The 12,566-nt window shown below is 72.1% G+C and carries 15 protein-coding genes and 1 pseudogene; 8 read left to right on the top strand and 8 right to left on the bottom strand.

The annotated features are described in order from the left end of the window. Window positions 1–45 precede the first annotated feature (45 nt). Window positions 46–1,185 (top strand): winged helix DNA-binding domain-containing protein, encoded by a 1,140-nt coding sequence (locus ACFYYN_RS32230; RefSeq protein WP_500548544.1) that lies wholly within the window; start codon window positions 46–48, stop codon window positions 1,183–1,185. Window positions 1,186–1,330: 145 nt separating this feature from the next. After that, window positions 1,331–1,516, top strand: coding sequence for a hypothetical protein (locus tag ACFYYN_RS32225; RefSeq protein WP_500548543.1), 186 nt, complete (start codon window positions 1,331–1,333; stop codon window positions 1,514–1,516). Window positions 1,517–1,587: 71 nt separating this feature from the next. On the opposite strand, the gene ACFYYN_RS32220 is transcribed toward ACFYYN_RS32225, so the two are convergent. The 3 genes from ACFYYN_RS32220 to ACFYYN_RS32210 all read right to left on the bottom strand — a co-directional run bounded on the left by ACFYYN_RS32220 (window position 1,588) and on the right by ACFYYN_RS32210 (window position 3,256). Then, window positions 1,588–2,061 (bottom strand): hypothetical protein, encoded by a 474-nt coding sequence (locus ACFYYN_RS32220; RefSeq protein ID WP_500548542.1) that lies wholly within the window; start codon window positions 2,059–2,061, stop codon window positions 1,588–1,590. Between the two features lie 46 nt (window positions 2,062–2,107). Continuing rightward, complete coding sequence (locus ACFYYN_RS32215) at window positions 2,108–2,665, bottom strand: hypothetical protein (RefSeq protein WP_500323978.1); 558 nt, start codon at window positions 2,663–2,665, stop codon at window positions 2,108–2,110. Window positions 2,666–2,779: 114 nt separating this feature from the next. Further along, complete coding sequence (locus ACFYYN_RS32210) at window positions 2,780–3,256, bottom strand: MarR family winged helix-turn-helix transcriptional regulator (RefSeq protein ID WP_500548541.1); 477 nt, start codon at window positions 3,254–3,256, stop codon at window positions 2,780–2,782. 158 nt (window positions 3,257–3,414) lie between these two features. Between ACFYYN_RS32210 and ACFYYN_RS32205 the strand changes: the two genes are divergently transcribed. After that, window positions 3,415–3,627, top strand: a complete 213-nt coding sequence (locus ACFYYN_RS32205) for a hypothetical protein (RefSeq protein WP_500548540.1) — start codon at window positions 3,415–3,417, stop codon at window positions 3,625–3,627. Between the two features lie 102 nt (window positions 3,628–3,729). Here the strand turns inward: ACFYYN_RS32205 and ACFYYN_RS32200 are convergent, their stop codons facing one another. Next, complete coding sequence (locus tag ACFYYN_RS32200) at window positions 3,730–5,352, bottom strand: phytoene desaturase family protein (RefSeq protein ID WP_500548539.1); 1,623 nt, start codon at window positions 5,350–5,352, stop codon at window positions 3,730–3,732. A 25-nt stretch (window positions 5,353–5,377) separates the two neighbouring features. Continuing rightward, window positions 5,378–5,836, bottom strand: a complete 459-nt coding sequence (locus ACFYYN_RS32195; protein WP_500548538.1) for an SRPBCC family protein — start codon at window positions 5,834–5,836, stop codon at window positions 5,378–5,380. 109 nt (window positions 5,837–5,945) lie between these two features. Here ACFYYN_RS32195 and ACFYYN_RS32190 point away from each other — a divergent pair. After that, window positions 5,946–6,824: pseudogene (locus ACFYYN_RS32190) on the top strand (SDR family oxidoreductase); the annotation flags it as partial. After that, complete coding sequence (locus ACFYYN_RS32185; RefSeq protein WP_500358987.1) at window positions 6,810–7,289, top strand: DUF5994 family protein; 480 nt, start codon at window positions 6,810–6,812, stop codon at window positions 7,287–7,289. The pseudogene ACFYYN_RS32190 and the gene ACFYYN_RS32185, both read left to right, overlap by 15 nt. Window positions 7,290–7,677: 388 nt before the next feature. Here the strand turns inward: ACFYYN_RS32185 and ACFYYN_RS32180 are convergent, their stop codons facing one another. Together ACFYYN_RS32180 and ACFYYN_RS32175 are read right to left on the bottom strand one after the other, a co-directional pair. Next, window positions 7,678–8,403, bottom strand: a complete 726-nt coding sequence (locus ACFYYN_RS32180) for a hypothetical protein (RefSeq protein ID WP_500548650.1) — start codon at window positions 8,401–8,403, stop codon at window positions 7,678–7,680. Then, entirely contained in the window at window positions 8,400–8,978 is a 579-nt protein-coding gene (locus ACFYYN_RS32175) for a DUF5994 family protein (protein WP_500548537.1), read from the bottom strand. Before ACFYYN_RS32175 ends, ACFYYN_RS32180 begins: the two co-directional genes overlap by 4 nt. 231 nt (window positions 8,979–9,209) lie before the next feature. On the opposite strand from ACFYYN_RS32175, the gene ACFYYN_RS32170 reads away from it, so the two are divergent. Then, window positions 9,210–9,929, top strand: coding sequence for a hypothetical protein (locus tag ACFYYN_RS32170; RefSeq protein WP_500548536.1), 720 nt, complete (start codon window positions 9,210–9,212; stop codon window positions 9,927–9,929). Between the two features lie 3 nt (window positions 9,930–9,932). On the opposite strand, the gene ACFYYN_RS32165 is transcribed toward ACFYYN_RS32170, so the two are convergent. Beyond that, on the bottom strand, window positions 9,933–10,430 hold the full coding sequence (locus ACFYYN_RS32165; protein WP_500548535.1) for an Ohr family peroxiredoxin: 498 nt from the start codon (window positions 10,428–10,430) through the stop codon (window positions 9,933–9,935). A gap of 305 nt (window positions 10,431–10,735) precedes the next feature. On the opposite strand from ACFYYN_RS32165, the gene ACFYYN_RS32160 reads away from it, so the two are divergent. After that, entirely contained in the window at window positions 10,736–11,002 is a 267-nt protein-coding gene (locus ACFYYN_RS32160) for a WhiB family transcriptional regulator (protein WP_500324238.1), read from the top strand. A gap of 213 nt (window positions 11,003–11,215) precedes the next feature. Next, window positions 11,216–12,538 (top strand): PP2C family protein-serine/threonine phosphatase, encoded by a 1,323-nt coding sequence (locus ACFYYN_RS32155; RefSeq protein ID WP_500548534.1) that lies wholly within the window; start codon window positions 11,216–11,218, stop codon window positions 12,536–12,538. Window positions 12,539–12,566 lie beyond the last annotated feature (28 nt).

Genomic DNA, 12,566 nt, shown 5'->3' with positions numbered 1-12,566 from the left:
GCGTCCACCGGAAGGACTGTCGGACCGGGGCGGCATAATCCGGCCATGAGCCTCACCGCGCGGCAACTCACCCTCGCCACCCTGGACCGTCAGCTCCTGCTCGAGCGCAGGCGCCTCGACGTGGCCGAGGCGGTCCGCCGGGTCTGCGCGCTGCAGGCACAGACCCCGGCCTCCCCGTACCTGGCGCTGTGGAACAGGGTTCGGGACTTCGCGCCCGAGGACCTCGACGCGGCGTTCGCGGACCGGCGGATAATCAAGGCGACCCTGATGCGGATCACGCTGCACGCCGTCCACGCCGAGGACCATGCCGCCTACCACGCCGCGATGGTGGGCACGCTGCGGGCGTCACGGCTGTACGACCGCCGCTTCACCTCGACCGGGCTGGACCCGGCCGACGCCGACGCGCTGCTTCCCGAACTCGCCGGGTTCCTCGACCGGCCCCGCACCGGCGCCGAGGTGGAGAACGAGGTCGCGGGACGTTTCGGCGAGCACGCCCACCGCGTGTGGTGGGCGCTGCGCACGTACGCCCCCGTGCATCACGCGCCGGCCGGCGGCCCCTGGTCGTTCACCCTGCCGAACACCTACCGCGCCTCCGCGGCGGTCCCCGCGCCCGAGTCCGAGCAGACCGACGCCGGGGTGCGGCGACTGCTGCTCGCCTACCTGGGCGCGTTCGGGCCCGCCTCGGCCCAGGACTTCGCTCGCTTCACGCTGCTGCAGCGCTCCGTCATCACCCGGGCGCTGGACGGGCTCGGCGACCAGGTGGTGCAGGTGGCGGGACCGGGCCGCGCCGCCCTGTACGACCTCGCCGACGCCACGGTCCCCGATGAGGACACGCCGGCGCCGCCGAGGCTGCTCCCCATGTGGGACAGCATCCTGCTGGCCCACGCCGGCGCGGGGCGGGTCGTGCCCGGGGAGTACCGGCCGGTGATCGCGCGGCGGAACGGCGACACGCTGCCGTGCCTGCTCGTCGACGGGCAGGTCGCCGGGGTGTGGCGCGCGACCGGCGACGGCCTGGAGCTGACCGCCTTCCGCACGCTCGGCAAGGCTGCCTGGCAGGGGCTGGTGGAGGAGGCGGCGAAGCTGTGGGCTCTGCTCGCCGACCGCGACCCGGCCGTCTACCGCCGCTACGGACACTGGTGGGACAAGGGGTTCCCCGGCGTCGAGAGCCGGTTCGTGAAGGCCTGAACGTGGCGCCGCGACGTCGGCTTCGCCTTTTCGCCGCCTCGCGTCGTGTCGCGGAGACTGCTCTGCCGATCTTTCGCGTACTTATCATCGGGTTTATAGGTGATGATCCTGAGACGTCACCGTCCGAGAAGGGAGGAGTCAGCCCATGGAGCAGCCGGAGGAGGAGACCCGCCGGGACCCGGACCGACACCCGGGGGAGGAGGCGACCCGGGAATCGGGAACGCCGTCCCCGGATGAACCGGATGAACCGGGTGAAGAGGAGCGGGGCTCGGAGCAGTTGAAGATTCCACCGCACGAGAAGCGTCGGGGAACCGGCCTGGAAGATTTCTAGGTCGTCCTCCCGGCACCCGCACAGCGGTGGGCGGGACGCCGCCGCCTGGGCAGCGCCCCGCCGCACCGGACTCAGGTGGACAGCAGGCGGTTGAAGAAGGACCGGTAGCGCCGGAGCGCCGTACGCAGGTCCTCCGTGTTCACCTGCTCGCCACGGGTCCACTGGCCTTCCAGGTCCCCCTTGTGCTGGGCGAACGTCGAGGCCAGCTTCTGCATGACGTCGGCGACCAACTCGTCGGCGGCGTGCACGGCATCGCGGGGGTCGTCGACGAACTCGCTCTGGATCTGCTGCCAACGGTCGCGGAAGTTCTCCTGGTCCTGAGAACCCAGCAACTGCGGGGCCTCATCCGAGGCGGACTCCTGGACAGGAGTGCCCGCCATGTCCTCCGGGGGCGGTCCGCCCCGGGTTCCGGTGCTCTCGCCTGGGTACTCCGGTGCCCGGGAGGCCGCTTCCGGGCGGTCCTGCTCGAGGCCGGCGGGTGCGTGGGTCTCTGCGAGGTCTTCGGTGGCCAGACCGCTTCCGCGGGAGGCACGCTCGCGTTCCATGGTTCTCCGCCTCTCCAGATGGGGTGTTCCGGGACGGGCCCTTCGCTCAGGCCCGGGCGTGGCGCCGCCCACCGCCGTCGGTGAGCAGTTCGTCGAACAGGGCGCGGTAGTGGACCATCGCGCCGCGCAGCTGTTCGGTCGTGGCCTCGTGCCGGGTGCTGAGGTCGTTGACCTCGTGGGCCGCCCGGTAGTGGTCCAGGGTCCGGCCGTGCTCCACCGACAGGTCCTTGACCTGCTGGTCGAAGTTCTCGGTCGGGTAGCCGCGGTCGCGCATCAGGGAGCCCACCAGGCTGTCGGCGTCGTGGACGGCGTCCTCGGGCCGGTCGACGAACTCCTCCTGGACGCTGGTCCACTCCCGCGCGTAGCGGTCTCGCACACCGCTCGGCAGCGGCTTGATGTCCAGCGAGTCGTGACGCTTGGTGCGTGCGGCGAGGTCCCGCTCGGCGTCCTTGCGGCTGTCGGCGCCTTCCACCGTCCGGTCGTACTCCGGGCCGAACCGTTCCTTCAGGCGCCGGTGGCGCATGAAGAGGGTGGACGCCACCGCGATCAGGGCGAGTATCACCACCACGGGGATGATGATCGCCAGAAGTGTCCCTGTTGACATGGGGTCGACTCCCTAGCACTTACGGGAACCCCCCTCAGGCTGACGCCTGCCCTGGCACCGGTATCCAAAACGCCACTTGTGCGGGCATTCGTCACCTATGACGCCAGTGGCACCTCAGGCCGTACCGTGCTCCGCGCGCAAGTGCTCGACGACCGGGGTGAGGGCTCTGCGGAGGGCCGCCTGGTCCTCGGCGGGGAGCAGGTCGATGAAGTGCTCCCGGACGGCGGCGACGTGGTGCGGGGCGACGTTGCGCATGGTCTCCCAGCCCTCGTCCGTGAGGACGGCGAACAGCCCGCGCCGGTCGGACTCGCAGTTCTCGCGGCGGACCAGACCGGCGTTCTCCATGCGGCTGATCTGGTGGGACAGCCGGCTCTTGGACTGCAGGGTGGCGCGGGCCAGGTCGCTCATCCGCATGCGGTGCTGGGGCGACTCCGAGAGGTTTACCAGGATCTCGTAGTCGTTGATGGTGAGGTCGAACGGCTCCAGGTCGCGTCCGAGCTGGTGGAGCAGCAGCGTGCCGACCTCCAGATAGGTGCGCCAGGCGCGCTGCTCGTCAGCGGTCAGCCATTCGTCGCTCTTGCCCTTCGCCATTTCCCCATCATATCGAGGGCGGCAATTCTGCTTGAAAGCTCCACATTTTAGCCATTGCGATTGACCCGAATGCATCACTCAACTGTGATCGATCTTCACCGCGAGTACGCTCCGTCGATAGGGATTCAGCCACGACAGGAGCGTTGACCATGCCCGAGATGCGCCTTGCATGCCGCAGTCCTGAAGCGGCTGCCGCCGTGGTGGCGGTAGGCAGTTGCCCCGGTGACCCCCAGCACACCGTGAAGCAGGACGGGGCCGACGTCGTCATCAGGTATTGCGACTCACTGTGGGCCCTGGACGTCGCGGAATGGGCGGCGCTCGAAGGCCACGCCAGCGACCGCGCCGCTGCCCGGGTGATGATCTCCCTGTAGAAGCCGGGCGTCAGTGAGTTCCGCAAGGGCGGGGAAACCGGTTCCCGGGAAACGGCGAATCCGGCCTGCGTCTGCCTCCCAAAGCCTGAAGGACACGGCGGATCAGGTGGAGCGCCCCGTGCGGCCGCGGCGGGTGAGGGCACGCTGCGCCCTGCTCAGCAGGCGGCTCGGGGAACGGGATCGCAGCGCGGCATGAGCGGCGTTGGCGCCCGGGGCGCCGTGCACGCCGCCGCCCGGATGGGCCCCCGCGGACGCCAGGAAGAGTCCCGCGATCGGCGTCTCCGGACGTCCCGTTCCCGGGAGGGGGCGGAAGACCAATTGCTGGTGCATGCCCGCGGTGCCGCCGTTGATGGCACCGCCGTGGAGGTTGGCGTCGTTCGCCTCGAGCTGGGGCGGGGCGAGTACACGGCGGGCGGCGACGAGTGAGCGGAAGCCGGGTGCGTACCGCTCGACCTGCGCTTCGACCCGGTCGGCCATCAGCTCCTGGTCGGTGCGGGTCCAGGTGCCGGTGATGCCCGCCCCGCCGGCGTCGCCGCGGACACGGTGGGGGAGGTGGGTGTACGCCCACGCGGATTGCGTACCGGACGGGGAACGCGACCCGTCCGCCGTGGTCATCTGCCCGAACAGGAGGAAGGGCCGCTCAGGCACCTGCCCCATGGCGATCTGCGCGGCGAACCGCGTCAGTTCGTCGACACCTTCCGCCAGGTGCACGGTGCCCGCCTGCGCCGCCGCGGACGACGACCACGGCACCGCTCCCTCCAGGGCCCAGTCCACCTTGAAGGTCGCGAAGTCCCACTGGAAGCGGCGCAGATCCTCCAGGACCCGGTCCGGGAGGTCGTCCCGGTCGACCAGCTGCCCGTACAGCGCGGGCACGGACACGTCGGCCAGCACGGCGCGGCGTGCCGGCACCGCGTCGCCGTCGGCCGTACGGACCCCCACCGCCCGGCCGGAGCGCACCACGACCTCCGTCACCCGCGCTCCGCACCGCAGCGTCCCGCCGCGTCTGCGGAGCCGCCCGACGAGGGCGGCCGTGAGCGCTCCGGCGCCGCCGACGGGCACGGGGAAACCGTACGTCTGCCCCAGCATGGCCATGAGCCAGCCGAATCCTCCGCTCCCCGCGGCCTCCGGGGCGAGATCGGCGTGGAGCGCGCAGCCGGCCAGCAGCAAGGGGCCCAACTCGCCCCGGAACTCCTCCTCGCCCAGACGGCGCACGGGAAGCACCAGGGTGCGTGCCATGCGCAGCCCACCGCCCGCGCGCAGCCGTGCCGCGAGCCGCAGGCCCGGACGCACCGGAGGGAAGGGCGTGAACAGGGCATCGACGAGGTCGTCGCCGAGGCGCCCCCAGATCGTGCACAGCCGGTGCCATGCCGCGCCGTCGCCGGCGGTCTCCGCGTCGAGGACCGCGGCCGTGTCGATGGCACGCCGGTGCAGCACCGCGCAGCGGCCGTCGAGCAGCGGATGGGCGACGACGGCCGGCGCGTGGCTCCAGCGCAGGCCCTCACGGTGCAGGTCGAGCCCGCGGATGACCGGCGAGGCGGCCGTGAGCGGGTAGAACGAGCTGAACAGGTCGTGGATGTACTCCGGATGGACGTCCCGCCCGGAGCGGACTCCGCCGCCGGGCTCGTCCTGGGCCTCGAGCACCTCCACGCTCCATCCCGCGTCGGCCAGCAGGTTGGCGGCGACCAGGCCGTTGGGGCCCGCGCCGATCACGACCGCGTCCGCCATGGGTGCCTCCCGTCGTCGGCGCCGTTCAGCCGCCGTCCGTGCCTTCGCGTGCCGCGTCGGCCTCCACGGCGTCGGCCAGCCGGCTGAGCATGCTGCGGTGCCGGACCTGGAGCAGCGCGTCCAGCGCGGCATTGTGGAACAGGCCGCCGGGGCCGCGCAGCGGATGCTCGTCGACGATGACCAGCGTGTCCTTGCCCCACGGGCGCAGGTCGATGGCGATCCGCGCGGAGCCGAGCCATCCGCTGAAGGCCTCCAGTTCCAGCTGCCGCGGAGGCCGGCAGATCCGTACGATCGTCTCGCCGGTCAGCTTCACCGGACCCAGCGGAACGGTGTACTCGATGCTGGAGCCGACCGCCGGCCAGTCGCCTTCGCCGCGCCGGGACGACGACGGACCCACGACCCAGTCCCCGTAACGCGTGCCGTCGGCCAGCACGGCCCATACGTCTTCCGGTGCGCCGCCGACGAGCCTGTGCCGAACTGCCATGAGTACCTCCGGTGACCTTCGTGTTCACCGCACGCCCGTTCTTCTGCCCTCGGTTACGGTCGTTATAGGCGTGTTTGCGGAGTTTCCTCGTCGCAGCGGGAGGACCAAGGTGACGGGCTCCCTGCCCTTGCTGGGCCGTACGGCCGTGGTCACCGGCGCCGCCCGGGGCATCGGGCGGGCGGTGGCGCACGCCCTCGCGGCCCGCGGCGCCCGTGTCGCGCTGCTCGGACTGGAACCGGAGGAATTGGAGTCGGCGGCCGCCGGCGTGCCCGGTCCGGCACGGGCCTGGCAACTCGATGTCACGGACGAGGCCGCCCTGCGCCGCACTGCCGACGAGGTGACGGAGCAGTTCGGGCCGGCCTCCGTGGTCGTCGCGAACGCCGGGATCGCCTCCGCTGGCCCCTTCGGCGAGTCCTCCATGGCGACCTGGCGCAGGATCGTCGAGGTCAACCTCGTCGGAAGTGCTCTGACCGCCCGGGCCTTCCTCCCGCAACTGCTGGCCACCCGCGGCTACTACCTGCAGGTCTCCTCGCTCGCGGCGATCGGCGCCGCCCCGTTGATGTCCGCCTACTGCGCCTCCAAGTCAGGGGTCGAGGCCTTCACGCACTCCCTGCGTGCCGAGGTGGCCCACCGTGGCGTCGCCGTGGGCGTCGCCTACCTGAGCTGGACGGACACCGAGATGATCCGCGATGCCCGGTACGACGCGCCCCTGCGCGAACTGAGGGCCCTCATGCCCTGGCCGGCGAGCCGTACCTACCCCGCCGAGGACACGGCGGAGCGGCTCGTGCGGGGCATCGAACGCCGCGCGCCCGCCGTCTACGTACAGCCCTGGCTGCGCGGTGTCCAAGCGGTGCGCACCCTTCTGCCGGGTGTGGTCGCCTGGCGGGCCCGGCACGCGATGGGCGCCCTGGAACGGCGGACGGCAGGCCGGCGCGGGGAGTACGTTGAAGACGACAAGACGAGCGAGAACACCATGGCCGACTCCGACACCCCCCACCCTCCCGGACTCCTTGCGGATGAGATCCAGCGAGAAGTGAAACCCGGGACGGCAGTGCTGAGGCTGGAGACGACCCCCGACCGCCAGGGCATCCTCGACGGTGCGTGGTGGCCGCGTTCCCGCGACATCGTCGCGGAGCTTCCCAGCCTGATCACCGAGTTGGTCCGCCACCTGGGTCCCATCACGCGCGTCGGCCTGGACGCGAGTGCCTGGGACGAACTCCCCACGCGCCTGACCATCGACGACCGGGTCGTGCACATCGACTCCTTCGCCGTCGGTGACGACACGGTCCTGATCACCCGCGGCGAGCGGGACCACTTCTCCCTGCTGGTGGTTCCGCCACAGGCGACCCCCGATGCGGCACGCGCGGCGATGGCCAAGGCGGTGGCGGCCGGCAACGTCCAGGGGGCCGAACAGATCCTCATCGACACGGGCACCCCTCCCCGCGGACCGTGACGGGGGTCCCGGCGAAGCGGCGCGTCCCCTCCGCTCTACGCGCGATGACCCGCGCTGCCGCACCCTGGTACGGGGGCCTCGCGCAACCGCCAACACAACGGCCCCGGCGCATTCACACGCCAGGGCCGCCCTTCCAAACTGCCGCACGTGAGAGTGCGCCAGTTCACTGTCCATGGTACTGCTGCCGGACGCTCGACGCTGTGACACGGATACCGGGAGAGCCATGTCCCGCGGACGAGGGTGCCGTCGCGGACGCCAAGGGGAGGGAAGCCTCCAACGGGGCCCGGACCGGCGGTCTTTCGCCGGTCCGGGCCCCGCGGTGAAGCCGGGCGGGACGGGTTCGCCCGCCCCAGCCGCCTGCCGGCCCGATGGGGTACGGGCCGGTACATCACCCCCAGGCGGTTGCCGGCGGCCAGTCGGCCCGGCGGGCCCGGGCGGTGTCCGCTCGCTTGCGGGTCTGCGCCGCTTCGCCCGTGTCATCGCGGCCCGACGCCGTCCGAGCCGGAATCTCGCCCTCGTGCGGACGGTCGGTGGGGGCCGGGTGTCCCGTGCCCGCTCCGGACTGGAACGACTCCACGGCTCCGGGGCCCTGCGTGGTGTCGACCGTGAGGTGCAGGCGGGTGCCGCCTTCGGGATTCGCCGGGTAGCTGCGCTGCTCCGTCCCCGCGAAGTGCCTCCGGAGCGTTTCGGCGACCCGGCGGGCGGCCTCGGGGGACGCGGCGATGATGCGGACCTCGGCGAGCGCGGTCCGGGGCGGCGTGGCCGTCTGCCCGGTGTGCGCCGCCGACGGCGGGCGGTCCGCAACGGTGACCCGACCAGGCGAGGCCAGCAGCCGTTCGGGTCGCCGCGCACTCGCTGCCGTCGAACCTGTGGATCGCAGCAGTCGACGGCTTCCGCCTCGCGGCTCTTCCTGCATCGTCCCGGCCGGTGGGTTCGCGGGATCGCCCGCGCTCTCCTCCGGGACGGCGACGGTCCGGCGACGACGGTACGGAAGGAGATCGCCGTAACGGAAGGCGGCGATCCGCTGGTCGTGGCGGTCGTTGAGCGCATGGATCAGGAAGGTGCCCACGGCGATCATCGCGAGGAGCACGGCCAGGCTGACGAGGACGGTCATGACGTCCACATCCCCTCAGCGGGGACCGGCCCCGCGGCCGCGCCGGCCGCCGGCGCGGCTCCGCCTTCCGACTCCCAGTCCGTTTCGTCTCCGCGGTCGGTTCCCCTGGCCCGGAGGGCTTCTTCGTCCGCCATGATGCCGCTCGCGGTGCGTCGGCTCCGGGGGTCGGCCGCGGCTGCCATCAGCCGGGTCGCTGCGGCCAGATCGCATTCCGGCGGAATGACCAGCAAGTCGAGGCGGCCGGTGGTGTAGGAGAGCAACAGCAGTTTGTTCGCGTCCTGTTCGGTGAACCAGCCGACGTGGACGACATGTCCCGAGACGGGCACTTTGCGTGGGATCACAGGCCAGAGCGAGGGGTGCACCGCGACCCGGGTCACGCGCGCCCAGCAGCGGTCCAGTGTGTCGATCAGGGCCGGGAGTTCACGCGTGAGGTCGCGAGAACGAGGCCACCAGGCGCCGTCCAGCAGTCCCCGGGTGCCGGCACTGGCCGGCTTGAGTGCCAGCCGAGGCGGCGGTATCGGTGGTGAAGAGTCCTGCCCATCAGCGACGAATGGGCGATCGAGGACGATGTTCATGACACGGACCTGACTCCGGGGAGCGTTCCCGCTGGCCCGAGATGGTCGTTCGCCGGGAACGACACCGGCATGAGGGCCCGTGTGCGAAATGCTCCTGGTCCCTCAAGCGTACTCCGGTGAGGACCCGACGGGGCCGTGGTCGGGCGGCCGGCAGTGCCGTGATGCCCCGCGGGCAGGGCCCTGGAAGACTCGTCCCACGTACTCGGGGCCAGGCGACGGAAGCGAACGGCCATGGACCGGTACCTGGCGGAGATCCTCCGGGCGCACGGCGGCGGTGACCGCTACGCGCGGTTCGGCGAGGTCCGCGCGACGATCGTCACCGGCGGCGAGCTGTGGGCGCTGAAGGGCGTGCCGCAGGACCCGGCGCCCCGCGACATGACCGTGTGGCTCCACGAAGAGCGGGCGTCCCTGCGCCCCTATGGCGCGCCCGACCAGTCGACCGACTTCACCCCCGGCCGTGTCGCGATCGAGAAGGCCGACGGCACGGTCGTCGCCGAGCGCGGCGACCCCCGGTCCCACTTCGTGGGGCACACGATGACCACCCCCTGGGACGCGCTGGACCGCGCCTACTTCAACGGCTACGCCCTGTGGACCTACCTGACCACCCCCTTCCTGCTCGCCGGCCCGGGGGTCACCGTCTCCGGCATCGGGGCGTGGCGAGAGGACGACGAGACGTGGCGGGGCCTGCGCGCCACGTTCCCCGAGGACGTGGCCACGCACTCCCGTGAGCAGGACTTCTACTTCGACGACGCCCTCCGGCTGCGCCGCTACGACTACCACGTGGAGATCGCGGGCGGCTTCGCGTGCGCGCAGTACGTCTACGACTACGTCGAGGCCCAGGGGCTGCGGATGCCCTCGAAGCGCCGGGTGCACCTCCGCGCCGAGGACGGCAGCCCGCGGCGCGACACGTTGCTCGTCTCGATCGACGTCAGCGACGTGCACTACGTGTGAGGCTCAGGGGGCCAGCGTGAGCGTCGTCGGCGTCCCCCGCGCCAGCATCTTGGTGTAGGGACACAGCGAGTCCGCCCGCCGCAGCAGGGGCGCGGCGGTCGCCGCGTCCGTCCCGGGCCAGGTGATCACCAGGTCCGCCCGCACCAGGTAGCCGCCGTCCAGGGGGTCCCGGCCGAAGGCCACGGAGGCCTCCACCGCGATCGCCGCGGGGTTCCGGCCGGCCTGCCGGGCGACCAGGCTGAGGGCGCCGTGGAAGCAGGCCGCGAGCCCGGCGGCGAACAGCTGTTCCGGATTCGTGCCGCCGCTCTCCCCGCCGAGTTCGGGGGGCAGCCGCAGCACGAGGTCGAGCATCCCGTCGGACGACCGGGCCCGTCCCGATGCCCGTCCGTGGCTCACCTCGCCGCCGCTGACGGTCACGGACGCCGTGTAGATGGGGGAGAAGGCCGTGCCGTCGTAGTCCTTCGCCGTGGACAGCCCGGGCCACTGGGTCGGCTCGCTCACCGTGGTGCCCCTCTTCGGAGCCGGCTCCCGTACGGTGCGGGCGCCTTTCCGCCGCATATGACTGTGGTCTGCATGGTCCGCCCTTCGTCCCGGGAGAGGCCCGGACCCGATCACCGACTCTGACCGATCAGCTGATCAACTTGTGACACGCCGGAGGTAAATTCCAGGTGAACTCGCCCCCGGGCCCGAGCGATTGACGCCCGGGTCGTCCGCCGGGCACCCAAGCGCGGCATATCGGGCGTCACAGCCACGTCGATCCACTGGTCTCCATGAAGAGTCCCGGCCCGTCCCACCAGGAGGTCTTCATGAATTGGCGTTACGACGCTGCGTGCCGCGAGGAGGATCCGGAGCTGTTCTTCCCCATCAGCGGCAGCGGCCCGGGAATGGCGCAGATCCAGGAAGCCAAGGCCGTGTGCCTGCGGTGCCCCGTCACGGCGCAGTGCCTGCGGTCGGCGCTGTCGGCCGGTCGCCTCGACGGGATCTGGGGCGGCACCACGGAGGACGAACGGCGGAGGATGCAGCGCCGCGACTACGTCGAGCGCTGGCGGAAGACGCGGCAGGCCACCGTCTGATCCGGGTCGGACGCTCATGGCTTCCCTTGTTCGATGTTCGTCATATGTCGAACAATAGAGGCCGGGAGCGGATGGCGCGGCGGGGGCGGATGGGATCCATGTCACATATGCGGTGGATGTCCTGTCGTACCCGGAAAGTCGGAACGGTGGCGCAGCGCCGCACACGGGCGCGACCGCGCGGCCACGCAATGCCCCCGCACGGAAAGGCAGCGCATGATCCCCTCCCTTCCGCTCCGCAACCGCCCCGCCCCCCGCTCGCGGGGTCCGTGGACACGGCCCGCCGTCGGGCTCCTCCTCTTCGCCGCCATGAGCGTCCTGGACGGGCTGTGCCCACCGGCCGTCGGCTGGGCGACGACGCTCGTGGCCGCCTCGGCGGCGGCGGCGTTCGCCGGCGCCTCGCTGACCGCAGGAGCCGTCCTGATCGTCGCCGCGGCCGGGATCGGCCTGGTCGTCAGCCCCACCGGGGTTCCGCCGGTCACCACCTCGCAGGACGCCGTCGTGCTCGTGCTGTCCGTGGTCGCCGTCGTGTTCTGCGTCCGCCAGGAGCACCACCAGCTGGAACTGACCGCCGTACGGTCGGTCTCCGAGATCACGCAGCGAGTCGTCCTGCGCCCGCTCCCCGACCGGATCGGCCCGCTGCGCGTCGCCGCCGCCTACCAGGCCTCCGACGCCCACGCCACCGTCGGCGGCGACCTCTACGCAGCCGCCCGCGTCCCCGGAGCGACGCGGATGCTGATCGGCGACGTCCGCGGCAAGGGCCTGCAGGGGATCCACGAAGTGGCGGCCGCCGTCGGCGCGTTCAGGGAGGCGGCACCCCGCTGCGCCACCCTGTCCGAAGTGGCCGCACACCTGGAGTGCAGCATGCGCACCCACCTGGAGGAGTTCGAGGAGGGCCACGACGACGCCGCCGAACGCTTCGTCACCGCGCTGGTGTTGGAGATACCCGACGACCGGCGGGTCATCCGCGCGGTCAACTGCGGCCACCCCGCGCCCCTCGTCTCCGGCGGCGGGCGCGTCACCCTCCTGGCACCCCGCCGCTGCGGGCCGCCCCTCGGCCTGGGCGGCCTGGCCCCCCACGACCACCACGAGGACACCTTCCCCTTCGCCCCCGGGGACGTCCTCCTGCTCTACACCGACGGCGTCACCGAGGCCCGGGACCCGGCGGGCACCTTCTACCCCCTCCAGGACCGGGTCGCCTCCTGGGCGGGCGACGAGCCCGGTGGCCTGGTGCGGCACGTACGGGAAGACCTGTGCCGGCACCTCCGGGGCCCGCTGAGCGACGACGTCGCCATTGTCGCCCTCCAGCGGGTTCCCGTTCCCGCGCAGGCGACCGCCCCCGGGGTGGAGGCCGGGCGGGTTCCGGGCGGGCCGCCGCCGGACGCGGCGGGAAGTTCCCGTCCGCCGCCCCATCGGGGCGATGGCGGCCTGCACGCCCTGACACCGGCCGGCCCGTCACACCGTGCGGCGCGGTCCGGCGTGCCCTCGGGCGGCCTCCGTGGCAGACCAGGCGCGTCGACTGCCGCGAAGGTACGTTAAGCAGGTAGGGGCATTAACCGGTCACAGG

Source organism: Streptomyces sp. NPDC001902 (assembly GCF_042891295.1).
GTDB lineage: Bacteria > Actinomycetota > Actinomycetes > Streptomycetales > Streptomycetaceae > Actinacidiphila.
The sequence above is the reverse complement of the archived record's forward strand: the minus strand, read 5'-3'. Positions and strand labels throughout refer to the sequence as shown.

What these genes read in the sequence shown, in the direction of transcription:
- ACFYYN_RS32230 (WP_500548544.1), top strand. Translation starts at nt 46, where the DNA reads ATGAGCCTCACCGCGCGGCAACTCACCCTCGCCACCCTGGACCGTCAG.
- ACFYYN_RS32225 (WP_500548543.1), top strand. Translation starts at nt 1,331, where the DNA reads ATGGAGCAGCCGGAGGAGGAGACCCGCCGGGACCCGGACCGACACCCG.
- ACFYYN_RS32220 (WP_500548542.1), bottom strand. Translation starts at nt 2,061, where the DNA reads ATGGAACGCGAGCGTGCCTCCCGCGGAAGCGGTCTGGCCACCGAAGAC.
- ACFYYN_RS32215 (WP_500323978.1), bottom strand. Translation starts at nt 2,665, where the DNA reads ATGTCAACAGGGACACTTCTGGCGATCATCATCCCCGTGGTGGTGATA.
- ACFYYN_RS32210 (WP_500548541.1), bottom strand. Translation starts at nt 3,256, where the DNA reads ATGGCGAAGGGCAAGAGCGACGAATGGCTGACCGCTGACGAGCAGCGC.
- ACFYYN_RS32205 (WP_500548540.1), top strand. Translation starts at nt 3,415, where the DNA reads ATGCGCCTTGCATGCCGCAGTCCTGAAGCGGCTGCCGCCGTGGTGGCG.
- ACFYYN_RS32200 (WP_500548539.1), bottom strand. Translation starts at nt 5,352, where the DNA reads ATGGCGGACGCGGTCGTGATCGGCGCGGGCCCCAACGGCCTGGTCGCC.
- ACFYYN_RS32195 (WP_500548538.1), bottom strand. Translation starts at nt 5,836, where the DNA reads ATGGCAGTTCGGCACAGGCTCGTCGGCGGCGCACCGGAAGACGTATGG.
- ACFYYN_RS32185 (WP_500358987.1), top strand. Translation starts at nt 6,810, where the DNA reads ATGGCCGACTCCGACACCCCCCACCCTCCCGGACTCCTTGCGGATGAG.
- ACFYYN_RS32180 (WP_500548650.1), bottom strand. Translation starts at nt 8,403, where the DNA reads ATGACCGTCCTCGTCAGCCTGGCCGTGCTCCTCGCGATGATCGCCGTG.
- ACFYYN_RS32175 (WP_500548537.1), bottom strand. Translation starts at nt 8,978, where the DNA reads ATGAACATCGTCCTCGATCGCCCATTCGTCGCTGATGGGCAGGACTCT.
- ACFYYN_RS32170 (WP_500548536.1), top strand. Translation starts at nt 9,210, where the DNA reads ATGGACCGGTACCTGGCGGAGATCCTCCGGGCGCACGGCGGCGGTGAC.
- ACFYYN_RS32160 (WP_500324238.1), top strand. Translation starts at nt 10,736, where the DNA reads ATGAATTGGCGTTACGACGCTGCGTGCCGCGAGGAGGATCCGGAGCTG.
- ACFYYN_RS32155 (WP_500548534.1), top strand. Translation starts at nt 11,216, where the DNA reads ATGATCCCCTCCCTTCCGCTCCGCAACCGCCCCGCCCCCCGCTCGCGG.